The 24,855-nt window shown below is 58.8% G+C and carries 15 protein-coding genes; 6 read left to right on the top strand and 9 right to left on the bottom strand.

From position 1 onward, the window contains the following. Window positions 1-3: 3 nt before the first annotated feature. From yidD to rpmH, 3 genes are read right to left on the bottom strand one after another with little or no spacing between them, the layout of a single operon-like run. A complete protein-coding gene (gene yidD, locus JIF53_RS06260) occupies window positions 4-297 on the bottom strand; it encodes a membrane protein insertion efficiency factor YidD (RefSeq protein ID WP_011787297.1) in 294 nt (97 codons plus the stop codon). Further along, window positions 297-695 carry a ribonuclease P protein component gene (rnpA, locus tag JIF53_RS06255; protein ID WP_011787298.1) on the bottom strand — a complete coding sequence of 133 codons (399 nt, stop codon included), beginning with the start codon at window positions 693-695 and terminating at the stop codon, window positions 297-299. The genes yidD and rnpA overlap by 1 nt, the downstream gene beginning before the upstream one ends. Window positions 696-710: 15 nt before the next feature. Beyond that, window positions 711-845, bottom strand: coding sequence for a 50S ribosomal protein L34 (gene rpmH / locus JIF53_RS06250; RefSeq protein WP_008940054.1), 135 nt, complete (start codon window positions 843-845; stop codon window positions 711-713). Between the two features lie 643 nt (window positions 846-1,488). Between rpmH and dnaA the strand changes: the two genes are divergently transcribed. The 5 genes from dnaA (at window position 1,489) to gyrB (ending at window position 9,117) form a co-directional block, all read left to right on the top strand. Next, a complete protein-coding gene (gene dnaA / locus JIF53_RS06245) occupies window positions 1,489-2,952 on the top strand; it encodes a chromosomal replication initiator protein DnaA (protein ID WP_011783582.1) in 1,464 nt (487 codons plus the stop codon). Window positions 2,953-3,012: 60 nt separating this feature from the next. Further along, complete coding sequence (dnaN, locus tag JIF53_RS06240; RefSeq protein WP_023011914.1) at window positions 3,013-4,116, top strand: DNA polymerase III subunit beta; 1,104 nt, start codon at window positions 3,013-3,015, stop codon at window positions 4,114-4,116. A gap of 18 nt (window positions 4,117-4,134) precedes the next feature. Beyond that, window positions 4,135-5,406, top strand: coding sequence for an ABC1 kinase family protein (locus JIF53_RS06235; protein ID WP_199452076.1), 1,272 nt, complete (start codon window positions 4,135-4,137; stop codon window positions 5,404-5,406). A gap of 103 nt (window positions 5,407-5,509) precedes the next feature. Continuing rightward, complete coding sequence (gene recF, locus JIF53_RS06230) at window positions 5,510-6,631, top strand: DNA replication/repair protein RecF (RefSeq protein ID WP_199452075.1); 1,122 nt, start codon at window positions 5,510-5,512, stop codon at window positions 6,629-6,631. Between the two features lie 71 nt (window positions 6,632-6,702). Beyond that, window positions 6,703-9,117 (top strand): DNA topoisomerase (ATP-hydrolyzing) subunit B, encoded by a 2,415-nt coding sequence (gene gyrB, locus JIF53_RS06225; protein ID WP_113879386.1) that lies wholly within the window; start codon window positions 6,703-6,705, stop codon window positions 9,115-9,117. 100 nt (window positions 9,118-9,217) lie between these two features. On the opposite strand, the gene JIF53_RS06220 is transcribed toward gyrB, so the two are convergent. From JIF53_RS06220 to JIF53_RS06210, 3 genes are all read right to left on the bottom strand, one after another. Then, entirely contained in the window at window positions 9,218-9,985 is a 768-nt protein-coding gene (locus JIF53_RS06220; RefSeq protein WP_199452074.1) for a VC0807 family protein, read from the bottom strand. 107 nt (window positions 9,986-10,092) lie between these two features. Continuing rightward, window positions 10,093-11,370, bottom strand: coding sequence for a 4-aminobutyrate--2-oxoglutarate transaminase (gabT, locus tag JIF53_RS06215; RefSeq protein ID WP_199452073.1), 1,278 nt, complete (start codon window positions 11,368-11,370; stop codon window positions 10,093-10,095). 88 nt (window positions 11,371-11,458) lie between these two features. Then, window positions 11,459-13,231, bottom strand: coding sequence for an ABC transporter transmembrane domain-containing protein (locus JIF53_RS06210; protein ID WP_199452072.1), 1,773 nt, complete (start codon window positions 13,229-13,231; stop codon window positions 11,459-11,461). A 204-nt stretch (window positions 13,232-13,435) separates the two neighbouring features. Here JIF53_RS06210 and JIF53_RS06205 point away from each other — a divergent pair, with 204 nt between their 5' ends. Further along, on the top strand, window positions 13,436-15,118 hold the full coding sequence (locus JIF53_RS06205; protein WP_228285481.1) for an ABCB family ABC transporter ATP-binding protein/permease: 1,683 nt from the start codon (window positions 13,436-13,438) through the stop codon (window positions 15,116-15,118). A gap of 9 nt (window positions 15,119-15,127) precedes the next feature. On the opposite strand, the gene recD is transcribed toward JIF53_RS06205, so the two are convergent. From recD to recC, 3 genes are read right to left on the bottom strand one after another with little or no spacing between them, the layout of a single operon-like run. After that, window positions 15,128-17,380: an exodeoxyribonuclease V subunit alpha gene (gene recD, locus JIF53_RS06200; RefSeq protein WP_199452071.1), complete on the bottom strand. Its 2,253-nt coding sequence runs from the start codon at window positions 17,378-17,380 to the stop codon at window positions 15,128-15,130. Further along, window positions 17,377-21,102 (bottom strand): exodeoxyribonuclease V subunit beta, encoded by a 3,726-nt coding sequence (gene recB / locus JIF53_RS06195; RefSeq protein ID WP_199452070.1) that lies wholly within the window; start codon window positions 21,100-21,102, stop codon window positions 17,377-17,379. Before recB ends, recD begins: the two co-directional genes overlap by 4 nt. Further along, on the bottom strand, window positions 21,099-24,701 hold the full coding sequence (gene recC, locus JIF53_RS06190; RefSeq protein ID WP_199452069.1) for an exodeoxyribonuclease V subunit gamma: 3,603 nt from the start codon (window positions 24,699-24,701) through the stop codon (window positions 21,099-21,101). Before recC ends, recB begins: the two co-directional genes overlap by 4 nt. Between the last annotated feature and the right edge of the window lie 154 nt (window positions 24,702-24,855).

The raw sequence follows: 24,855 nt of genomic DNA, 5'->3' as shown, positions 1-24,855 counted from the left end.
AACTTAGTGTCTGGTCTGAGTAGTGGAATGAGTGCTTTCTGTCGGATTGCAGGCCTGGCCGGAGCGAGGCGCCGTATTCAGTTCCGTTCCCGGTACCGGATCATAACCGCCTTCTGCCCAGGGATGACACCTGAGTAGTCGGGCTGTAGCCAGGTAACCGCCTTTAAGAGGTCCGTGATGTTGGATGGCCTCGACGGCGTATTGTGAACAGGTAGGGTAATGACGGCAATGGCTGGCCATCATCGGACTGATGGCATATTGGTAGAACCGGATGGGCAAGAGCAGGAGTTGACGCATTACTCCGTACCTCTGGGATTGCCGACGGATTGATCAGGCGTGGACTGCCGGTATTTTTTCTTTACCCGATGCCAAAGATCATTCAGTGAGGAACGGACCGTATCGTTATCCAGCCGATCCAACCCTTGGCGGCCGAGCACAATGATATCCAGGCCTGGCAGATCTGGTTGGAGCCGGAAGGTTTCCCTTACCTGACGCTTGATCCGGTTTCTCTGAACGGCGAGCCGAAGATTCTTCTTGGAGAAGATCAATCCGACCCTGGCGTGTCCCAATGAGTTGGCAGAGGCCAGGATCAGAAAATTCCTGTGCGGAACTTTCAGCGTTACGTCATTGAAGACCCTGCTGTAATCCGAAGGTTTCAACAGTCTGTGAGACTTCGGAAACGTCAAGGCCTTCATGAGGCAGGCTTCAGATTACGCAGACAGGCGTGCACGGCCCTTGGCACGGCGACGAGACAGTACCTTGCGACCATTGGCTGTCGCCATACGGGCACGGAAACCGTGAACGCGCTTGCGCTTCAGGACGCTCGGTTGGAATGTTCTTTTCATGGTGATGTTCTCACAAATCGTCGATGGACATTGATCAGTGGCTGGAAAATAGACAGCCAAAACAGGAGCGGCATTCTAGTCAAATACCGGTGCAAGTTCAATGGTTATGGTTTGGTCAGGCAAGATTCTGGCATGGGTACTAACCGACATGGCGACTAATAGAATCTGTAAGGTCTTTTTAAAATTCTTTCAAAGATATTTATTACTGTTGTTAGGCACCTTGATTTCTGTGGATAAGAGAAATTTCATTTTATTAATCATGAAATTAACACCATGACAAAGCTTGTGACAGATACCGGTGAGCCCTGTGGATTTCGTCATCACGGATTGTGCACAAGTGGGATAGGTGATGGTGAACCGAGTTATGCAAGTATCCCTTAAGATCTTTCCCACAGGACTGACCCCCGGGTTTGCACAAGCTTCTGTGAATAACTTTTTTTCAGACATTTTCTGTACACAAGGCTGTAGATATGTCTGAAACAATCTGAAAAATATAAAGAAAAGTTTCCACAGGGTGTTTATGACAAAGGTTTCCGGCCTTTTACTGAAGGCTCGTGCAGGTTAGAATCTCCGGTCACTTCAGGCACCGGTTGGCGTTGGTTTAACGGTGCCTTATCAGTCAGGTTTTCGGGAGCAGGCGGTCGTGCCGAACAGTATGTGGCATCAATGTCTTGAAGTACTCCGGGATGAGTTTCCCGCACAGCAGTTCAATACCTGGTTGAGACCCCTTCAGTCTGATCACCGGGAGGGGCAGCTCATGCTGTTTGCCCCGAACCGGTTTGTGATGGACTGGGTCAATGAAAAATACCTCCGCCGTATAGAAGAAGTATTGAAGGATCTGAATGGTGGTCAGGCGCCACGAGTCATGATGAAAGTGGGCTCTGCGCCCAAGCCCACAGATCCGGTGGTTCGCTCCGAAGTGGCGCCGCCGGTCCGGGTCTCGGAAGAAACCGAGCAGACCGTTACGGAAGAAGAAAGAAGTGTTGCGGCTACTGTTGCGGATTCAGCACCAAGAGCGATGTCTGCGCCGGCACCCAAGGCCCAGGCCGAGCGCCGTCCGGTGCAGGTAGAAGGTGATATCAAACACCAGAGTTTTCTTAACGAAACCTTTACCTTCGATACCTTTGTCGAGGGTAAATCGAACCAGCTGGCCCGGGCTGCCTCCATGCAGGTGGCAGAAAACCCCGGTGGTGCCTACAACCCGCTGTTTCTCTATGGCGGCGTGGGCCTGGGTAAAACCCACCTGATGCATGCCATTGGCAATGAGATTGTGCGTCGCAACCCGCGCGCGAAGGTAGCCTATCTGCGTTCGGAACGGTTTGTGGCCGACATGGTCAAGGCACTGCAGCTGAACGCCATCAATGAGTTCAAACGCTATTACCGGTCGGTGGATGCGCTGCTGATTGACGATATCCAGTTTTTTGCCCGCAAGGAACGCTCTCAGGAGGAGTTTTTCCACACCTTTAACGCGCTGCTTGAAGGTGGCCAGCAGGTGATCGTGACCTGTGACCGTTTCCCGAAAGAAATCTCGGATATGGAGGAGCGGCTGAAATCCCGCTTTGGCTGGGGCCTGACGGTGATGGTCGAGCCTCCGGAACTGGAAACACGGGTGGCGATCCTGATGAAGAAGGCGGAACAGGCCAATGTGAAACTCAGCAGTGAGGCCGCGTTCTTTATTGCACAGAAGATCCGCTCAAACGTTCGTGAGCTTGAGGGGGCGCTGCGTCTGGTGATAGCGAATGCTCACTTCACTGGCTCGGAGATTACCCCGCCGTTTATCCGTGAGAGCCTCAAGGATCTTCTGGCCCTGCATGAAAAGCAGGTGAGCATCGATAATATCCAGCGAACGGTGGCGGAATACTACAAGATCAAGGTCGCGGATCTGCTGTCCAAACGCCGCACTCGCACAGTCACCCGGCCGCGCCAGGTGGCTATGTCCCTGGCCAAGGAACTGACCAACCATAGCCTGCCTGAGATTGGCGACGCGTTCGGTGGGCGTGACCACACCACCGTTCTGCATGCCTGTAAAAAGATTGTTGAATTGCAGGAAACCGATCCCGGTATCCGTGAGGATTATCAGAATTTTATGAGATTGCTGACCACCTGATTGAAGGTGGCCCGTACGAACAACACATACATTCACTTCCGATAACTGAAGCCGAGTGCCATGAAACTGACCATCAGCCGTGAATCACTGATCACCCCGCTGCAAAGCATCGCGGGCGTTGTGGAAAAGAAACAGACCATGCCGGTGTTGTCCAACGTCCTGCTGGAAGCGGAAGACAATACGCTGACACTGACCGGTACCAATATGGAAGTGGAGCTGGTGGCTCGGGTAGCACCAGTCCATGTGGATCAGCCTGGTCGTATCACGGTTCCGGCGCGGAAGTTGGCGGATATCTGCCGGGCTCTGGGGGATGAGGCGCCTATCGATCTGGCACTGGAAGGCGATCGTCTGCATCTGCGTTCTGGCAATTCCCACTTCACCCTGTCGACGCTGCCAGCGGAGCACTTTCCTAATGTTGAAGATGAGCCGGAAAGCTTCCGCCTGGCATTGCCCCAGAAAGAGCTCGGTCGCATGCTGGATGCCACTGCGTTCGCTATGGCCCAGCAGGATGTGCGTTATTACCTGAACGGGTTGTTGCTGGAAGTGGATGTTAATCATGCCCGGGTTGTGGCTACCGATGGTCATCGTCTGGCCATGGCCCAGTTCGATCTGGATACCGGATGTCCGGAGTTGCGGCAGGTTATTGTGCCTCGTAAAGGTGTACTGGAACTGGCCCGGCTTCTGGATGATGAAGAATCGCCGGTTACGCTGGTCATCGGTGACAATCATCTGCGGGCGACGGTGGGCAGCTATACCTTTACCTCCAAGTTGATTGAAGGCAAGTTCCCGGATTACAACCGGGTGATCCCGCGAGGCGGTGACAAAACCGTACTGGCGGATCGTTCAACGCTGAAAAGTACCCTGCAGCGGGCGGGCATTCTGTCGCACGAGAACATCCGTGGTGTGCGCCTGAACCTTTCTCCCAACCAGTTGCAGGTGTTCGCCAATAACCCTGATCAGGAACAGGCTGAAGATGCGTTGCCGGTGGAGTATCAGGGCGAATCACTGCAGATCGGGTTTAATGTAGGCTATCTGGTAGATGTCATGAATGCACTGGATGATGACCAGGTGAAGATTACGTTGTCGAATCCCAACAGCAGTGCGCTGATTGAGGCTCAGAACGACAACCGCTGCCTGTATGTTGTCATGCCGATGCGACTGTAATCAGGTTTGGAGGGCTCTATGGGTGCTGTAACGAATGGAATCAAAGGCGCGTTCAGGATCGGTCAGACCCTGTCTGTGCTTGGCCGCACCGGGGTAAACTGGGTTCGGGGCGATCGGCCCCCTGCCCCGAAATTGTTAAGGCAGACCTTCGAAAGCCTGGGCGCAACCTACATCAAATTGGGACAATTTATTGCCAGCTCGCCGACCTTTTTCCCCAAGGAATATGTGGAGGAGTTCCAGTTCTGCCTCGACAAGACCCCGAGCCTTCCCTTCAGCGTAATCAAGAAGATCATCCGGGACGAGCTTGGTCGCCCTATTGATCAGGTGTATTCGGAAATTGATCCGGTTGCACTGGCTTCGGCATCCATTGCCCAGGTTCATGCTGCTCGCCTGGTAACGGGTGAAGAAGTGGTGATTAAGGTTCAGAAGCCGGGTGTGGAAAACATTCTGCTGACGGACCTCAACTTTCTTTACCTGTCTGCCCGAATGCTCGAGACGCTGGCCCCGAAACTTTCCTGGACCTCCATGTCCGGCATTGTGGATGAAATTCAGAAAACCATGATGGAAGAGTGCGATTTCATCAAAGAGGCCAACAACCTGAAAGTGTTCCGGGAATTTCTGCAGAACACCCACAATGAAGACGCGACCGTGCCGCGGGTGTACGAGCATTGCAGTACTCGCCGGATTCTGACCATGGAACGTTTCCGCGGGGTCCCATTAACGGATCTTGAGAGTATTCGAGGCTTTTCCCGTGATCCGGAGCGGACATTGATAACCGCCATGAACACCTGGTTTGCCAGCCTGACCCAATGCGAGTTTTTTCACGCAGACGTTCATGCCGGTAACCTGATGGTGCTTGAGGATGGTCGGGTTGGTTTTATCGATTTCGGCATTGTCGGGCGTATCAGACCGGATACCTGGCAGGCCGTGAGTGATTTCATTTCCGCGATTATGGTGGGCAATTTTGATGGTATGGCCGACGCCATGATCCGGATTGGCGTCACCCGGCACACCGTGCGGGTGGACGATCTGTCTGCGGATCTTCAGCGTCTGTATCGTCAGATGGATCGTATGGTTCCGGATGATGTGCCCTATCAAGCGGAACAGGCCGAGGACGACGTGAATAATATCCTGATGGACATGGTAAAGGTTGGCGAAAGTCATGGTTTGCATTTCCCCCGTGAATTCGCCTTGCTGCTCAAGCAGTTCTTGTATTTCGACCGCTATGTTCACATCCTGGCGCCAGAGATGGATGTGTTCATGGACGAACGGCTAACCATGCTTCATTAACCGGTCTACCGGGGTTTCTAGTACACTAGGGCGATATCGGAAACGGTATCGCCCTTTCTCGTTTTGGTCGTCCGAATTCTCAGCCTGAGCACTCCGTTAACCTATGGCGCTAGTCAAACTCCAGACACAGCATTTCCGAAACCTGTTATCTGCGCCTGTAGAATTTTCACCGTCCTTCAATCTTCTTTATGGTGCCAATGGCAGCGGTAAAACCAGTGTTCTGGAAGCGATTGGCTATCTGGGTCTTGGTCGGTCGTTTCGGGTCAGCCGGCATCAGGCAGTAGTGGCCCACGGGCAGTCAAAGCTGACTGTCTTCGGGGCACTGGATTCAGGTCTGTTGGCGCAAGCGTCTTCAGAAACGGTTGAGCACAGGATTGGCATTTCCCGGGACGTCAGCCTGAAAGAAACCCAGTTGCGGGTAGATGGTGAGGCGGTCCGCAGTCTGTCGTTTCTGGCCATGCATTTGCCGGTCTCGGTGATTGATCCCGGTGTGTTCGACATTGTTGCCGGTGGTCCGGGCAAACGCCGACAGTTTCTGGATTGGTTAGTGTTCCACGTGGAACCTTCCTTTTCTTCCCTGTGGCAACAGGTTCAGAGAGTCACGTCACAGCGGAATCAAATGCTGAGAAATGGTAGACTGGACGAATCGTTGATGCGGGTCTGGGATTCCCAGTACGGCGCCTTGGCGGAGTCGTTGAGTGACATCCGGCAAACTGTTTTCCAACGCTTCAAGATCGCTTTTGAATCGGTGTTGGCGGAGCTGGATGCGCCCTGGGTGGAAGGTCTGAAGATGGACTTCTATCCGGGCTGGGATCGAAGCATTGCGTTGACCGAAGTACTGGTCAACCATCGCGAGCAGGAACGCCGGATGGGCCACACCTTGTACGGCCCGAACCGGGCGGATATCCGCCTGAAGTTTGGGGGTCGTCCGGTGGCGGAAACCTTCTCGCGGGGTCAGCAAAAGACACTGGTCATCCTGATGAAGATTGCTCAGGGCAAGGTGTTGAGTGAACTTGGCAAACAGGTGACGTTTCTGTTGGACGATATCAACGCCGAGTTGGATGTTCGTCATCGCGTTATGCTGGCTCGCAACTTACAGGAACTGCGTTGTCAGGTGTTTATCACCTCCATTGAGCATCCGGAACCGGACACGTTGTGGCACGATGGGGATACACCTGAATACAGAATGTTCCACGTGGAACATGGACAATTGACGGAAGAATAGCTGAGCCGGGCGGGTTCGCGAATGATCGTGTCTGTCGCCAGGGCTGGGCTCACCTCCAGGAGTCTCTTTTAATGAGTGAATCGAACTACAATTCCTCCAGTATCAAAGTCCTCAAAGGACTCGACGCGGTGCGTAAACGGCCCGGTATGTACATCGGTGATACCGACGATGGCACCGGCCTGCATCACATGGTCTTTGAGTTGGTGGATAACTCCATCGATGAGGCTCTGGCTGGTTACTGTTCTGAAATCGGCATTATCATCCACCCCGACGAATCCATTACCGTAAAAGATAACGGTCGCGGTATTCCTGTCGATCTTCATGAAGAGGAAGGTGTTTCGGCCGCCGAGGTCATCATGACCGTGTTGCACGCTGGTGGTAAGTTCGACGACAACTCCTACAAGGTCTCCGGCGGTCTGCACGGCGTGGGTGTGTCTGTGGTCAACGCCCTGTCTTCTTCGCTGACCCTCACCATCCGCCGGGATGGCAAGGTCTATGAGCAGAGCTACACCCACGGTGTACCTAATGCGCCCCTGGGCGAAGTCGGTGAAACCGATGCCTCCGGTACCAAGGTTCACTTTATTCCCTCTCCGGAAACCTTCACTCATATCCAGTTCCATTACGACATCCTGGCCAAGCGCCTGCGGGAACTCGCTTTCCTGAACAGTGGTGTGCGTATCCGCCTGACGGATGAGCGTTCAGGCAAGGAGGAGATTTTTGAATATGAAGGTGGTCTGCGGGCCTTTGTTGAGCACCTGAATACCAACAAGACGGCCATCAACCGTGTCTTCCATTTCAACCGTGAGCGGGAAGATGGCATTGCGGTAGAAGTGGCCATGCAGTGGAACGATGCCTTCCAGGAAAACATCTACTGCTTCACCAACAATATTCCCCAGCGGGATGGTGGTACTCACCTGGCCGGTTTCCGGGCAGCACTGACCCGCTCTCTGAACAACTACATTGATCATGAAGGCCTGGGCAAGAAAGCCAAGGTAGCGACCTCCGGTGATGATGCCCGGGAAGGCCTGACCGCTATCATCAGTGTGAAAGTGCCCGATCCCAAGTTCTCCTCCCAGACCAAGGACAAGCTGGTGTCCTCGGAAGTGAAGACGGCGGTGGAGCAGGAACTGTATCAGAGCTTTGCGGAGTACCTGCAGGAGCAACCCAACGAAGCCAAGCAGATCGTTAACAAGATGATCGAAGCGGCCCGTGCCCGGGAAGCAGCCCGTAAGGCACGGGATATGACCCGCCGTAAGGGCGCCCTGGACATTGCCGGCCTGCCCGGCAAGCTGGCGGACTGCCAGGAAAAAGACCCTGCCCTCTCTGAACTGTTCATTGTGGAGGGTGATTCTGCGGGTGGTAGTGCCAAGCAGGGCCGTGATCGTAAGACCCAGGCCATCCTGCCCCTGAAAGGTAAGATCCTGAACGTCGAGAAAGCCCGTTTTGACAAGATGCTGTCTTCCGCGGAAGTTGGCACTCTGATCACGGCACTGGGTTGTGGCATCGGCCGCGAAGAGTTCAACCCGGACAAACTCCGTTATCACTCCATCATCATCATGACCGATGCCGATGTGGACGGTTCACACATCCGTACCCTGCTGCTGACCTTCCTGTTCCGCCAGATGCGGGAAATCATCGAGCGCGGCCATGTGTTCATTGCCATGCCGCCGTTGTACAAGGTCAAGCGTGGCAAACAGGAGCAATACCTGAAGGACGAGAAGGCGAAGGAAGCCTATCTGACCCAGACGGCCCTGGAAGGCGCCCAGCTGTATGTAAACCCGGAAGCACCGGCCATCAAGGATTCCGCCCTGGAAACCATGGTGAAGGATTATCAGGCAGTGATGGCGATGATCGATCGCCTGTCCCGGGCCTATCCGGCCAAGGTACTGCAGCAGATGGTCTACAACAGTACGCTCAAGCCGGAACACCTGAAGGAAGAGGCTGAAGTGGCCCGTTGGGTGGCGCGCCTGGGTGAAGGTCTGGATCTGGATACCCGCACCGGCACCAAGTACACCTTCTCCGTTACCCGCGATGAGGAACGGGGCCTGTACCTGCCCAAAGTCACCATCTTTGTGCATGGCATTCCCCATGAGCATGTGTTCAGTCATGACTTCTTTGAGTCTTCTTCCTACGGTGCCATTGCGCGCCTGGGCGAGACCCTGGAAGGGCTGATCGAGGATGGCGCCTACATTCAGAGGGGCGAGCGCAAGCAGTCTGTGCTGTCCTTTGAGGGCGCCCTGGAGTGGCTGATGAAGGAAGCCCAGCGTGGCCTGAACATCCAGCGATACAAGGGTCTGGGTGAAATGAACCCGGATCAGCTCTGGGAAACCACCATGGATCCGGAAACCCGCCGGATGATGAAGGTTACCATTGAGGATGCGATTGCCGCCGACCAGATCTTCACCACACTGATGGGGGATGATGTGGAGCCACGGCGGGACTTCATCCAGAGCAACGCGCTGGAAGTAACCAACCTGGATATCTGATCAGACAAACCTTGTTGGCAATAAAAAACGGTGGCTCCTTATGGATGCCACCGTTTTTTTATGGGTGTCCGGGGAACCCGGACACCGGTGTTGTAATAACCTATTTTGAGGAGCCGGACTGTGCCCTCTTCCGTTCCTTTTCTTTTTCCTTTTCAATCAGATGTGGCGCCATCACCTCTTCCAGGGTATACCCCGTCAGGCGCCGGATGGTGCGCCAGAGATAATAGAAAATCAGCAGCATCATCACCATGGAGGGGATGGCAATCATTGGATAGCTCACCAGGGTCATGCGGCCCAGCTCCTCATTGAAGGCCTGGGTGCCCGAAGGGCTCACCACAATCCATTTCGCCAGCACATAATTCATGATGGACGAGAACAGGAAGGTGCCGGCAAAGAAATAGCTGGCCTTAAGTAGGCGCCCTTCAAACTCCTCCACGCAGTTCTTTTCTTCCAGTGAGGCCTGAATCTTGTCCACGTCCAGCACATTCGGGTTATAAAGCAGAGTACGAACCAGGGGGTACCTGGTGCGCGTAGACACCAGTACCGCCAGACCAATGACGGCGGGCACGGCCGCTTCCTTGATGGCGAGCCAGCCGGCATCCAGTTCCAGCAAACCAATGCCGCCGGTGAGGCCGACACTGATCAGGCCCAGCAAGGCGATGAAGTTTTTCTTGTGGTAGCGCACCAGCTCGAACAGGCCCCAGCCCAGGGGAAAAGCCAGGCCGATGATCAGCGCATTGACGCTGCCGAGGTGTTCGTCACCACTGAACTTCATCAGAATCACCGAGGGAATGATGATGCTGACCAGCAGGTCGATCCAGGGTCTGGGTTGGTGGTCGGGAGTGGGAGAATTACTCTGGGACGTCATGGTTACCGCCTGATCGGTGAATCAACGGCAGAACCCGAGGGGGGAAACTGCCGGAAAGAGCTTCCGGCAGTATACGACGAATAGGAAGTCAGACGTAACCGCCTGGTTCAGGCGCCCACTTCCTTCAGGCATTCCTCAACAATATTCAGCCCCTCTTCCAGCACCTCGTCCTCGATGGTCACCGGCATCAGGAACCGCAGTGTGTTGCCGTGCATACCGCAACTCAGCAGGATCAGCCCTTTCTCCTTTGCCTTCTTGGTGATGGCACCGGCCAGTTCCGGCATGGGCTTGTGAGTATCCTTGCTTTCCACCAGCTCAAAGGCCGCCATGGGGCCTAGATTGCGGGCGTTGTCCACATGGGTGAACTGCTCCTGCCACTGGTCGAATCGGGCTCTCAGTTTCTCGCCCAGGCGCTGGCTCCTGCCAAGGATATCTTCTTCCTTGATGACATCGAACACCGCCAGGGCGGCGGCGCACGCGGTGGGGCTGCCGGTGTAGGTACCGCCCAGGGAGTTCGGGCCGGAGGAGTCCATCACCTTGTCCGTGCCGACGATGGCCGAGATGGGCATGCCATCGGCCATGGATTTGGCCATGGTCATAATGTCCGGCTCAATACCACTGTGTTCGATGGCGAACAGCTTGCCGGTGCGGCCAAAGCCACTTTGCACTTCATCCACGATCATCATGATGTCGTTTTCATCGCAGATCTTGCGGATGGCTTTCAGGAAACTTGGCGGTGCCGGGTAGAAACCACCCTCACCCAGAACCGGTTCCAATACGATGGCGGCGGTCTCATGGGCCGGGGAGTCGGCTTTCATGGTCATCGCCAGGCCGCGCAGGGACTCTTCTTCGGAAATGCCATGGTAAGGCACCGGGTAAGGCGCGCGGTAGACCAGGCCGGGCATGGGCCCGAAGGAGGTCTGGTAAGGGGCGGCCTTGCCGTTCATGGCCATGGTGAAGAAGGTGCGGCCGTGGTAACCGCCGTCAAAACAGATAACGTTGTTTTTGCCGGTGGCTGCGCGGGCAATCTTGACCGCGTTTTCCAATGCCTCGGCGCCGGAGTTGGCCAGCATGACCTTGCCGTGGCCTTTTACCGGCACCACTTCGCTCAGCTTCTGGGCCAGCTTCACGTAGCCCTCGTAGGGCATCACCGTCTGGCAGGTGTGCATCAGTTTGTCGAGCTGCGCCTTGACGGCCTCAACCACCCTGGGATGTCGATGGCCGATGTTCAATACGCCGATACCGCCGGCGAAATCGATCATGCGTTTGCCATCTGCGTCCCAGACCTCTGCGTTCAGGGCGTGATCTGCAAATTGATCATTGGGGCTTGCTGCGCCCGCGGCGACGTATCGCTCTTTGAGTGCCTGCAATTCTTTGTTGCTCACTTTGCGTGTCTCCCTGTGTCAGGATTAGGAATTTCTAGTACCAGTGTAGGGAGTACGCACCCAACACACAAACCGACCAACGGGGCACTCAGTGTTCTGTCTGGCTCCCCGTGTCCCGGAATTGCAGGCTGGCCAGGCGCTGGTACAGCGCGTTATCGCGGATCAACTGGTCGTGACTGCCCACTGCCAGCAGTCGGCCTTCGTCAAATACCGCGATCCTGTCGGCATCCCGCACCGTTGCCAGCCGGTGAGCAATCACCAGGGTAGTCCGGCCCTCCGTGAGCGCCGGCATGGCCTGCTGAATCAGGTGCTCGCTTTCCGCATCCAGGGCGCTGGTGGCTTCATCAAGCAGCAGAATCGGAGCGTTGGCCAACAGCGCACGGGCAATCGCCAGTCGTTGTTTCTGGCCACCGGAAAGGCCCTGGCCGGCATCACCCAGGGGCGTGTCGTAACCCTGTGGCAGGGCCTGAATAAATTCGTGGGCGTGGGCAATACGGGCGGCCTGCTCGATCTCAGCCTGATTGGCCTCGGGCCGGGCGTAGCGCAGATTATCGGCGACAGTGCCATGAAACAGGGCCGGATTCTGCGGCACCAGGGCGAAACACCGTCGCAGGTCAGCCAGTGGAACCTTGGCGGTGTCTATGCCCTCCAACCGGATAGAACCGTCCTGTAGCGGATAGAAACCCAGTAGCAGATCAAACAACGTGGATTTACCGGCACCGGACGGACCGACCAGGGCAAGGGTTTCACCCGGCTGGATCTCCAGAGAGACCCTGGCGAGCGCTGGCCGTTCCGTGCGCCCGCTGTAGCTGAAGCTCAGGTTATCCAGAGTAATTGCACCGGTCACTGTGCCCGGAAGCCTGTCCGTTCCCGTCTCGGGACGCCGCTCCGGCTCGGTTTGCAGCAGCTCAAACAGGCGAGCTGCGGAACCGGCGGCGCGCTGCAATTCGCCAATCACCTCACTGATGGCTCCAGCCGCCACGCCAACCAGAAGGCTATAGAACACAAAGGCTGCCAGCTCCCCCGGTGAGATTCGGCCATGAATCACGTCCAGCCCGCCAATCCAGATGACAATACCGACGGCGCCCATTACCAGGGAAATCGCCAGTGTGGTCAGCCAGGCGCGCTGGCGAATCCGTTGCCGGGCAATATCGAAGGCCTTTTCAGAGACCTCGGCGAAGTAGCGGCGATCGTGAGGCTGATGATTGAAGGCCTGTACGGTTTTGATCTGGCTGAGATTCTCCCCGACATAACTGCCAACATCCGCCACCCGGTCCTGACTCAGTCGGGACAGCGCCCGCACCCGGCGGCCGTAAAACAGGATCGGCGCAATCACCAGCGGAAACCCCAGCAGGATGATGCTGGCCAGCTTGGCGTTGGTGACAAACAGAAGAATCAGCCCGCCGATAAGCATCAGCGTGTTGCGCAGCGCGATGGAGACGGTGGAGCCAATCACCGATTGCAGTACGGTGGTGTCAGCCGTAAACCGGGACTGAATCTCCAGGGCCCGGTTCTGTTCAAAGAAGCTGGGCGTGAGATCGATCAGGTGATTGAATACCCGTTTGCGAATATCTGCCACCACCCGTTCGCCAATCCAGGACACCAGGTAGAATCGGGCAAACGAACCAAAGGCCAGGCCGAGTACCAGCACGAAAAACAGGCCGATGGCTTTGGCGAGGTTTTCCGGAGACTGCGTGGCCAGGCCCTGATCGACCAGAATGCGCAGGCCCTGGCCCAGACCAAGGGTGATGCCGGCGGTAATAACCAGTGCAACCAGTGCCCCTACAACCGCACGTCGATAGGGACTGATAAACTCGATGACGAGTCTTAGAGCTTTACGATGATTGGGGCTGATGGTCACTCTCCTGATCGATCAAAGTTTAATTAAGCCGTTTCTTTTACGATTTGTCCTCAGATGAAGACGTATCATAGCTGTTAGCAAGAGTGCACGGGATGGGGAGCCTACGCCGACAACGACTACCCCGCCGATCATAAGCCCGACTGGTCGATTATTTCCGGGTTGTGGCCGTATCTTCTGGAATTCAGGGGGCGGGTCGTGTTGGCTATGGCGATGCTGGTTTTGGCAAAGCTGGCCACCGTCGCCACCCCGGTGGCACTGAAATACATTGTCGACTACCTGGACCAGAACCGAGGTGCCGACATGCTGCTGTGGATCCCGGTTGTGCTGGTGGTGGCCTACGGTAGCCTGCGTTTTGGTGCCACCCTGTTCAGCGAACTGCGGGATGCCGTGTTTGCGCGGGTCGCGGAGCGGGCTATGCGGCGGGTCTCTCTGCGGGTGTTTGAACACCTGCACCAGAGGGAACTGGGATTTCATCTGGACCGTAAAACCGGTGGCCTGGCCCGGGATATTGAACGCGGCACCAACGGCATCAGCTTTCTGCTGCGCTTCACCCTGTTCAACATCGTGCCTACCATCCTGGAAATCCTGCTGGTGGCGGGCATCCTGCTGGTGGTGTTCAACGTCGGGTATGTCGTCGCCATTCTGGTGGCGGTGGTTGTGTATGTGGTGTTCTCTATCAGGATCACCGAGTGGCGAACCAGGTTCGTGCGGGAAGCCAATGCCCGGGACAACCAGTCCAACTCGCGGGCCATCGACAGCCTGCTCAACTACGAAACCGTCAAATACTTCAACAACGAACGTTATGAAGCCGAGCTTTACGATCAGGACCTGGATGAGTGGGAAAAGGCTCGGTTGAAGAACCGCCTGTCGCTGGCCACCCTGAACGTTGGCCAGGCATTGATCATCGGCGTGGCGCTGATCGTCATTATGGCCATGGCGGTGGGCGAAGTGGCCAGCGGCGAAATCACCCTGGGTGATTTCACCATGATCAACGCCTACCTGATCCAGCTGTTCATTCCCCTGAATGCCCTGGGCTTTGTCTACCGGGAAATCCGCCAGGCCCTGGTGAATGTGGAGCGTCTGTTCAAACTACTGGGTGACCAACCGGCAGTCCAGGACGCGCCGGATGCCAGGCCCCTGGTTGTGGATAACGGAGAGGTACGCTTCGAACATATCCACTTTGCCTACCGCCCGGACCGGTTGATCCTGCAAGACGTTAGCTTCACTATCCCTGCCGGCCATACCGTGGCGGTGGTGGGCGCCAGCGGTGCCGGCAAGTCTACCCTAGCCCGGCTGCTGTTCCGCTTCTACGAGGTCGATAACGGCGCTATCCGGATTGATGGCCAGGATATTCGATCGGTCACCCAAGACAGTCTGCGTTCTGCCATCGGGGTGGTACCGCAGGACACCGTACTGTTCAACGATACCCTTTACCGTAACCTGGCGTATGGCCGCCCCGAAGCGACCGAGGAAGAAGTCTACCGGGCCGCGCGCATGGCCCACCTGGAAGATTTTATCCACAGCCTTCCAGAAGGCTACGAAACGAAAGTCGGCGAGCGCGGCCTCAAGTTGTCTGGCGGCGAAAAACAGCGGGTGGCCATTGCCCGGGTTATCCTGAAAAACCCGCCAATACTGATTCTGGACGAGGCAACCTCCTCCCTGGACTCCTTGTCCGAACAGGCCATCCTCGGTGCCCTGAAAGAGGTCAGCCACCAGCGTACTACCCTGGTGATTGCCCACAGGTTATCCACAGTTCGCGATGCCAATAGCATTCTGGTGATGGACGGGGGCCGGATTGTCGAAAGTGGCAGCCATCACGAGTTGCTGGCCCGCGATGGTCATTACGCCCGTCTTTGGGAACAGCAACATCGGAGTGAGGATAACTGATGCCCGGGGCTATTGCTCCCCGAGCCGAAGCGCCAGTCCTGAAGCCCGCACCACCTGTTGGAATACGCTGTCTTTGAACACCTGCGCATCGCCGGTAATCAGGCTGAACCAGTTCTTGGCCCGGGTGATGCCGGTATAGACCAGTTCCTTGGTGAGTACCGGGCTGAGTCTATCGGGTAGCACCAGGCAGGTGTGGTTGAACTCCGAGCCCTGGGACTTATGCACCGTCATGGCGTATACCGTTTCCAGCTGTTGCAAACGGCTGGGGGAAATCCAGCGAATGCCGCTGGTGCTGTCACCGCTCGGGAAGGCTACCCGAAGGGTCGCTTTTGGCTCGCCGGTTTCGGTCTTATCCCAGGGTACACTGAAGGTGAGGCCGATATCCCCGTTCATCAGGCCGAGGTTGTAGTCGTTGCCGGTGACCAGCACCGGCCGGCCGGCGTACCAGCCGTCGGTTTTGTCGATCAGTTTTTCAGCCAGCAGCTTCTGGGCGATACGCTGGTTCAAGCCCTCCACGCCCCAGGGGCCTTTGCGTAACGCACACAGCACCTGGAAATCGTTGAAGGCTTCCAGCACCTCAGCGGCGTGGGCATCCCAGGCTTCTCGGGGACTGTCGGCGGTTAAGCCAGAGTTGTGGATAACTTCCAGGTAGTGGCGATAGCCCACCGGCGGAGGCAGTACCTTTCCATTCACCACCCGCCCCTGTCCGGCATTGCGGAAACTCTCCTGAGTGCCAGTGATGGTGTGGTGGCAAATCAACTCCTGGGTCTGTTCCGGATCTGGTTTCGGCGTGCCGCCATTCAGCCAGATCACATCCTCAAACTCGGCATCTCGGATCTGCCCCAGTACTTGGCTGGTGAGCGCGCTGGTGTTGACGGCTTCTGCTAACTGTCGGATACCGCTGTCCTGCCCGAAACGATAGCTCTTGCGCAGCATGGCTACGGCCTGGTCCAGAGGCTGGCCTGAGTTATCCACAAGGCTGGCCGGTATCTGGGCACCGGTGATGGCGGCCAGCCAGTTGGCGGTGTCCGGGGTGTAGTGGGCGTCGAAGGCCCGCTGGCACAGCTCGCCCAGCACCGCGCCGGCGTCCACTGAGGCCAGCTGGTCCTTGTCGCCCAGCAGGATCAGCTGAGCGCTGGCGGGCAGGGCATCGAATACCGAGGCCATCAGGTCGACATCCACCATGGAGGCCTCATCGATGACCAGGATATCCACCAGCAACGGATTGTCTCGGTGATGTCGGAACTGGCGGGTGTCTGGCCGGCTACCGAGTAGCCGGTGCAGGGTGGTGACCTTGGTGGGAATGTCCTCCAGTTTCACGGAGCCGGGTAGGTCGGCCAGTGGCAGCTTGCTGACCGCACCGCCAATGGATTCGTTCAGCCGGGCGGCGGCCTTACCGGTGGGTGCGGCCAGGCGGATACGGTACTTGCGCCCTGCCCGTTCCGGGCTTTCCCCGGCCACGGCCTGCAGGGCTGCCAGAAGATTCACCACGGTGGTGGTCTTGCCGGTACCCGGGCCACCGGTGATCACGGCAAAGCGGTTACGGGCGGCCAGGGCGCAGGCCAGTTTCTGGTAATCCACCGGCTCTGTGGACCGGAACAGTTTGCTGAGCGTTGTGGATAAGGTTTGCGAGGCCGCCGATTGCGGGTCGGCCAGCGGCGATGGCAAGGCCAGTCGTTGCTGTATGCCCTCGGCAATGCGTTGTTCGTAACGCCAGAACCGGCGCAGGTACAGTCGGGTGCCGTTCAGTACCAGCGGTGCCGGCACGGAGCCATCGCTCACGGCCAGAGAACCCTGCAGGGCTGTGAGGCAATCGGTTAGTTGTACCCGTGACAGCAGTTCCTGTGGATAACGCCCTTGCAGGTTGGCCACCTCGCTCTCAGACAGGCCGGTATTGGCCGGTTCTTCCGGCGGCAGCGCCAGGGTCTGGCCGGCATCGTCGAGTAGCGTGGCCAGGTCAATGCACACATGCCCCCGGCCCACCTGGTGCGAGGTCAGTGCCGCCAACAGCAGCACCAGTGGTTGCGGGCCTTCGCCCTGCTCTTCGCTGAGTTCCCTGATCAGCCGGGCAAAGCCGGTATCCAGCGGGCGAATCCAGCCGGCCTGTTGCCATTGCCCTAACAGCGCCTCGGTGTCGTCAGGATGGGCCAGCAGCTGGGAGTTATCCACAGCCTCCGGTGATTCTGTGGCCGCCCGGTTCACTGGCGTGTCGTCACCCAGGTCCAGGGCAAACTGGTTTTCGGTGTGGCGGGTACGGCTCATGCGGCCACCTCCCCGGAAACCGGCTCGCCATCGAACTGGGCATCCAGCTGTTCGATCAGCACCCTGGGGGGCTTGTCGGTAAAGGCGCCGCCGCTGGCGGAGTTCACCCCTCGCAGGAACAGGTACACCGCGCCGCCAATGTGCTGGTCGTAGTCGTATCCCGGTAAACGGGCCTTCAGCAGCCGGTGCAGGGCCAGCAGGTAGAGGATGTATTGCAGGTCGTAGCGTTTGTCCAGAATCGCCTGGCCCATGGCCTGGTCGGTGTAGGCGTCGTCGTCCTCACCCAGGGTATTGGATTTGTAGTCCAGCACGTAATACTGCCCCTTGTGTTCGAACACCAGGTCGATAAAGCCCTTGAGCATGCCGTTGAAGCGGTAGGTTTCGGCCCGGGGCCGGTCCGCGCCGTTCAGGGTGTGACGGGTGACCAGCGCATCCAGTTGTCGGATGCTGACGTTGCGGCTTTCAAACCAGAACTCCAGCTCCGGGCGCAGACTGCCCAACTGCGCCAGGCTGGCGGTATCCTGGCCATTGCGATCCAGTCGCAGTGGTTTGCGGATCAGTTCCAGCAGCCAGTGTTGCAGGGGGTCCACCCAGTCGCTCCAGCCCCGGGTGCCGCAGCGGCGGCTCAGCTGTTCGTGCAGCAGCTCGGGGTTATCCACAACCCGCTGGAAGCCCTGCGCCGTGCACCATTCCAGTAATTCGTGCAGGAAGGTGCCGGGGCCGGCGCCCTTGGGGAAATAGTGATGGTTGCGCACCGCGGGCACGGGGGGCGCTTCATCAGTGTCGTCCTGGGCACTCTCTTCCAGCAGGTTCTGGGTCTGGGCGTCTTCCACCTCGCCGGTGAAGGTAATACCGGTGCCGGCCATGCCGGTGTATTCGATGGTGGAGTAGCTGGCGATCCACCAGTCTTCCTTCGCTTCCCGCGTGGAGATCAGCGCCGGGCCCAGGGCGTCCGGGGCCATTTCGGTGAATATTGTGTTTCCGGCTTCCGGCAGCGGGGAAATCCGGATTTCCGGGCGGCCCTGGGCCAGTGAGGCCAGAGCCTGGCTGATGGACTGCTCCGGTGTTCCGGCAATCGCATAGCCCAGGCCGCTCTGATACCAGTTATCCACAGCCGCCGCGCCCACCCAGGTGGCAAACCGGGCCCGCGTCAGGGCCACATAGAGTTTACGGATGTCCTCGCCCAGGCGTTCCTGGTCGGCCCTTTCAATGTCTTCCGGAGTCGGATCGAACACGGTCACCAGCTTGCCGGTGTCGTCGTGGTAGCGAACATACGCCTGCTTCGGGTTCTCTGCCCGGAAGGCGGTTCCGAAGGGCAGGAATACCAGTGGGTATTCCAGGCCCTTGGATTTGTGCACGGTGATTACCTTTACCAGACCTGCATCGCTTTCCAGGCGCAGGGTGCGGTGTTCGTCTTCTTCGTCTGCCGCCCGCAGGATCTGGGTGAAGTGGTGCACCAGGGCATGTTCGCCGTCCAGTTGCAGGCTGTCCTGCTGCAGCAGTTCGGCGATGTGCAGGATGTCAGTCAGTCTTCGCTCACCGTCAGGGCGTTGCAGCAGGCGGCCGGGAACCTCGAAGTCCATCAGAAAGCTCCGCAGCATGGGCAATACGCCCTGGCTCTGCCACTGTTGCTGGTAGCGCTGGAAGCGCTCGATTTCCCGTTCCAGTATCAGCTCATCGGTGAGCAGCCGATCCAGTGCCTGCCAGCTCTGGCCCAGGGTCGGTGTGGCCAGGGCGGTGCGGATAAAGGCCAGTTGCCGGGGTTCGGCGAAGGCGCGCAGCCAGCACAACACTTCCCTGGCTTCCTGGGAGGTGAGTACCGAATCCCGGTCCGACAGGTACACGCTCTTGATGCGCCGGCGCCCGAGGGCATCCCGCACCGCGGCCGCCTCGTTGCGATTGTTCACCAGCACGGCGATGTCTTTGGGGGCCACCGGCTCCAGGTCCGCCGGGTTATCCGGCAGGGCGAAGCCTGCCTGCCCCGCCTGGCTCAGAGTCAGCAGCCGGGCAATTTCACTGGCGCAGGTTTCGGCCACCTCGGTGGTGGCGGTGCCCTTGGCCAGCCCCTTCGGGTTGCCTTCCTTGTCGGTTTCAGCGGATTCGTGGGTCCAGAACACCAGGCTGGGCTGGAATTCACCCTGCACCGCCCACAGGCGTTTGGTGCCGTTGGCATCCACGCCCTGGAATGGCAGCGGCGTGCTGTCGCCCTTGCCGAACAGGAAGGCGCCTTTGGCGCTGTGCTGGTCGCTGTGTTCAAACACCCGGTTGACGGCGCGCACCATGGTTTCGGCGGAGCGGAAGTTCTTGCCCAGGGTGTAAGTGCGGGCCTGCACACCCAGCCGTGCCTGCAGGTAGGTGTAGATATCGGCGCCCCGGAAGCCGTAAATGGCCTGTTTCGGATCACCGATCATCAGCAGGCAGGTGTCCGGGCTGTTCGCTTCCACGTTATAGACCCGGTTGAAAATGCGGTACTGCACCGGGTCGGTGTCCTGGAATTCGTCAATCAGCGCCACCGGGAACTGCCGGCGGATGGTGGCGGCCAACTGGTCACCCCGGGCGCCGTGCAGGGCGTCGTCGAGGCGGGTGAGCAGGTCATCAAAGCCCATCTCCGAGCGCTGCTGTTTCTCCGCTTCCAGCCGGTTGGCAATCCAGTGGCTGGCGTGGCGCAGGATGTCAGACTTGGCGCTGGGCTGGTTCTGGCCGAATGCCATCAGGGCTTCGATGGCGTCGAAGGCCGGGTGATGGGGGCCGGGCTCGTCCCCTTTCAGGATGTTATCCAGGCCTTCGGGGGTCTGGTTCTTGTAACCGGCGGCGCTGTCCAGTTTCTCCGGCAGCAGTTCGTCGGATTCGGCCCAGGCCAGCAGGTTGTCCCAGACCTTGAGCATGGCGTTCTTGCTGCCGCCGTGCAGGCGCTTGGCTTTGTGCAGGTCGTTCAACAGGTCGGTGACTTCCTGCTGCCACTGGGCCCAGGGGTGGGCTTTCAGTTCATTGGCCCGTGCCTGCCGTTCGCTGACCACCTGGTTGATGGCCTGGTGTACGTTCTCTGGCGGTTTGCCCAGGGCGTCCGGATCGTCGATCAGGTTACGCACCGCTTTGCGCAGGTCGGTGGGGGTTTTCCAGTGGCTGAGGGCTTCGTCCATCAGGGCCGGTGGCAGCGGGTACACAAAGGTGCGCCAGTAATCCCGGGCCACGTCGTCCAGCAGTTCGCTCTGGTCGGTGGCCAGGGTGAGTTTGAACAGGCTGCCGCTGTCAAAGGCGTGTTCGCTGAGCATGCGGTTACACCAGCCGTGGATGGTGGACACCGCCGCTTCGTCCATCCACTCGGCGGCCAGCAGCAGTTTCTTCCGGCAGTCGGGCCAGCTGGCCGGGTCCGGATAGCTGTCATCCCGCAGCTTGTGGATAAGTGCGGTTTCCGGGGTGGGTTCCAGGCTGTCGGCGGCCTCGGAAAACACCTCGGCAGCTTGGGTCAGCCGGGTGCGGATGCGGTCCCGCAGCTCCTTGGTGGCGGCGTCGGTAAAGGTCACCACCAGCAGGTTCGGCGGCAGCAGGTTCTGCAGCGGACTGTCTTCTGCCTGGCCATGGCCCAGCACCAAGCGCACATACAGGATGGCGATGGTGAAGGTTTTGCCGGTGCCGGCGCTGGCTTCGATCAGGGCACTGCCGTTCAGGGGCAGCGCCAGTGGGTCCAGATTCGGGTTACGGTTAGGGGTTGTCTGATTCATGCCTGCTCCTCCTGGTAACCCACCTGCTCGGCGGCTGATTTGCCCTGCTCCGCTTCCCATAAAGGCACGTAAAGCTGGTGCAGCAAGGCTTCGAACTCGCCACTGGCCATCAGTATCTCGGGGCTTTCAAAGGCGCCGCGCAGGTAGCCGGCGTCTCGCTCCAGTGCCGTGGTGTAGGCCTGCTCTGCCTCACTGATGGCCCGCTCGTGGTCGCCCACGTGTTTCTTGCCGCCATAGAAACTGGTGATCCAGGCAAAGCCGGCTTCGCAGTGAATGGGCAGGGTCCGGGTGGTGGCTTCCATCCAGCGGCCCAGAATGGCTTCGAAGTGCTTTTGTGCCTGCTCCGGGGCCATGAGCGGGAAGTGGAATTTACGGCCTTCTTCCTTACCGAGGATCAGGGTTTCAAACGGCTGGCCGCTGAGTTGGCCGGCCAGGTGAATCAGCCAGTCCCGCAGCAGGTTGGCGTAGCGTACTTTTTTCGAGTAACCGGAGCCGGTGAGCAGGCCGGAGTTGGCGATCACCAGCCGGCACACTTGCCCTTGTGGATTGCAGCGCAGGTTGTCGATCAGGTCCGCCACTTCTGCCGAACCGAGGTCACCCGTATAGCGAAACTCGAAGGGTAAAGGCTCCGCCACCACTTCCGGCCATTCCGCCAGGGCACCGCGATAGCGTTCGAACAGGTCCGGCAGCCGGCCGGCCAGTTCCGTGCGCAGGCGGAGTTCGGTGACCCCCATGCCCAGGTCGCCGCGCCGGGCCATGCGGTCGAGTGTCGTTTCGAGACGCTTGTACAGTTCTTCCTCGCTGGCGGCTTTCAGCACGCTGTCCTGGATCAGCTCGTTATCCAGGCGCCAGCGGTCCAGGCCGTTCAGGTCAAAGTTTTCGTTGTCGGTATCCTCGTCTTCCACGTCTTCAAAGCGCACCTGCAGCCGGCGCTGGTAGAAGGTGTCGATGGGCTTTTTCAGGAAGTTCGCCAGCTCGCTCAGGCTGATGGGTTCTTCCGGTGCTTGGTACGGCAGGGCTTCCCGGCTCTGCTCCGGGTTATCCACTGCATGAGCGCTGCGCCATTCTCGTTCGTAGGTGAACAGGCCACGGGCCTGCAGCACCTCGGCCAGCGGTTTGGGTTGGGTCTCTTCACCCTCGCCCACGCTGTTGGTTCTGGGGAAATAGTCCCGGCTGAACGGCTGCAGCGGATGCTGGGTGGTCAGAGCCTTGGTAACAGAACGATCCGGTTGCCCCGCCACGGTCCACAGACTGTTCAGATGGTCCTGTAATTGGCCGATGAGCACCGAGGGAGGCCGTTCAGAGTCGTCCCTGATACTGCGCCCCACCCAGCTGATGTACAGCTGTTCCCGGGCGGACAACAAGGCTTCCAGAAACAGGTAGCGGTCGTCTTCCCGGCGGGAGCGGTCCCCCGGCCGGTAATCCTGGGCCATCAGGTCGAAATCCACCGGCGGCCGGGAGCGGGGGTAATCGCCGTCGTTCATACCCAGCAGGCACACTTTGCGGAACGGAATGGCTCGCATGGGCATCAGGGTGGCGAAGTTCACCTTGCCAGCCAGGAAGCGCTGGTTCAGGCCACCTTCGTCCAGGCCCTGCAGCAGCACATCCTTGACGATGTTCAGAGGCAGCGGCTGGTGATCAAGGCCTGCGGCGAGGGCATCTTCCAGCCATTGCTCCAACTGGCGGCGGAAGCGGTTCAGCAACAGCAGGTCCTGGCCTTCCACCTTGTGGAAAAACTGCTCCAGCATGGCGGAGAACAGGGCTTCCCATTCACCGGGCGTGCGGGTGGCTTGCAGGGCCTGCCACAGGGTTTCCAGCTGGTGTACGAACTCGCCCAGGCGCCCGGCCAGGCTGGCTTGCAGGCCGCCGATTTCGCCATAGGGCTCTACCCCGCCCCAGGGTTCGTCATCGCCCATGCCGTAGCCGAGCAGCATGGACCGAAGGCCAGACTGCCAGGTGTTGCGATCCAGCTCCGCCGGCAGGTCCAGGCTGTGCCGGTGCTCGCCATGTAGGCCCCAGCGAATGTTGGCGCCTTCCACCCAGCGCCGGGCCAGGGGAATCTCGTCTTCACTGATATCAAAGCGGTCGCGAATGCCGGGCACTTCCAGCAGGCTGATAATTTCGCTCACGCCAAAGCGGCTGCGGGGCAGCGACATCAGGGTTTCCAGGGCTATCAGCACCGGTTCGTGGTGGCGCTGGCCCTGGTCGGAAATGGTGAACGGAATGTGGCGTTTGCGGCCCGGCGAATAGCGGCCAAATACGGCCTGGATGTGCGGCGCATACACATTAATATCAGGCACCATCACAATCACATCCCGGGGCCGCAGCGTGGGGTTGGCATTGAACGCGGCCAGCAGCTGGTCGTGCAGGATTTCCACCTCCCGCTGGGGGCCATGGGCGTCGTGGAACACCACGGAATGGTCCCGGGCCAGATCCACCGTGCGGTGCTGCTGGCGGATTTCCTGCAATGGGGTCAGGTTGTGGATATCGTTCTGCAGCTGGTGCAGCAGGCAGGGGTTATCCACATCGCCATGGTCGGTGAAGATGTCGATCTTCTGGCCGGGGGTCTGGAAGCTGGCGCGGTAGTCGTCCGGATTGTCGAACTCATCCAGCAGGCGGATGTAGTCCCGGCCCTGCTTGCCCCAGGCCGCTAACAGAGGGTTGGCATGCTGGTGAAGCTGGTCCGGATCGTCAATCTGTGACAGCACCGGGTGTGCGGCGCCCCGCTTGCGTTCGGCTTTCAGCAGCTCCCGGTCGCTGATGATGTCGGCCCAGTAGAACTGGCAGGGGTTGTGCACGCACAACACCACCTGGCTAAAGCGGCTCAATACGTACAAAGCTTCCAGCGCCTGCCGGGGCAATGACGACACCCCGAACACCACAATGCGTTTGGGCAGGCGCCCCGGATTGGCCGGCTCGCTGATGCGCTGGCCCTGCTCCATAAAGCGGGTGTGAATCTGCGAGCGGCTGGTGTGGGCTTCGCAGCCCACGTCTTCTACCAGCTGGCGCCAGAGTAACGGCTGCCAGAGGGTTTCCACATCCAGGGGCTTTTCTTCGCCCCGGGCTGTGATCACCACATCCTTGCCCTGCTCCCAGACCGCCAGCCAGTCGGCGCGGAACACCTGGTACTGGTCGAACAGGTCGGCCACTTTCTCGGCCAGCTGGAAGTTGCGCAGGTCGGTATCGCGGCCATCCAGGAATCGCGCCAGTGGTGTGAACGCCTCATCCTGCCCCACCAGCTCCGGCAACAATCGGTACAGCCGCCAGACCAGACGGCGCTTGTCGAAGGGGGACTGCTCCGGTACTTCGCCATCGGGCAGCACCGCCCGGTAGGCCTGCCAGATAAACCGGGCGGGAAACAGGAAATCCATGCCGGCGGCAATGCCGAGGCCGCCTTCCACGCCATCCTCGGTACGCTTCTCCGCCAGCGCCAGCTTCAGCCACTGGGCAATGCCGTTACTCTGCACCAGAAAGGTTTCGCTCTGCAGCGGCGGCATGGGATTCTGCCGGCAGATATAGACCACGGCGCGGCGCAGGTCTTCCAGGTGGTTGGCGTGGATGGCGTGAAAGCCGGGTTCAATGGCTGTGGAGTCGGCCATGGTTTTCCTTGTCTGATGAACAATTCAATCCTCGGGCCACAGCTTACCGCAGTTGGCCGAGAATACGGACCGTCAGGCGTACTCCATCGTAACCTGACGGAGCGACACGGGCAGTCGTGATTGTTCAAAAGACAGAGGTTGCGAATCCGGATGT

The organism is Marinobacter sp. bablab_jr008 (assembly GCF_016464145.1).
GTDB classification, from domain to species: domain Bacteria; phylum Pseudomonadota; class Gammaproteobacteria; order Pseudomonadales; family Oleiphilaceae; genus Marinobacter; species Marinobacter nauticus.
Note: the sequence above shows the minus strand (reverse complement) of the source record. Positions and strands in the feature narration are given on the sequence as shown.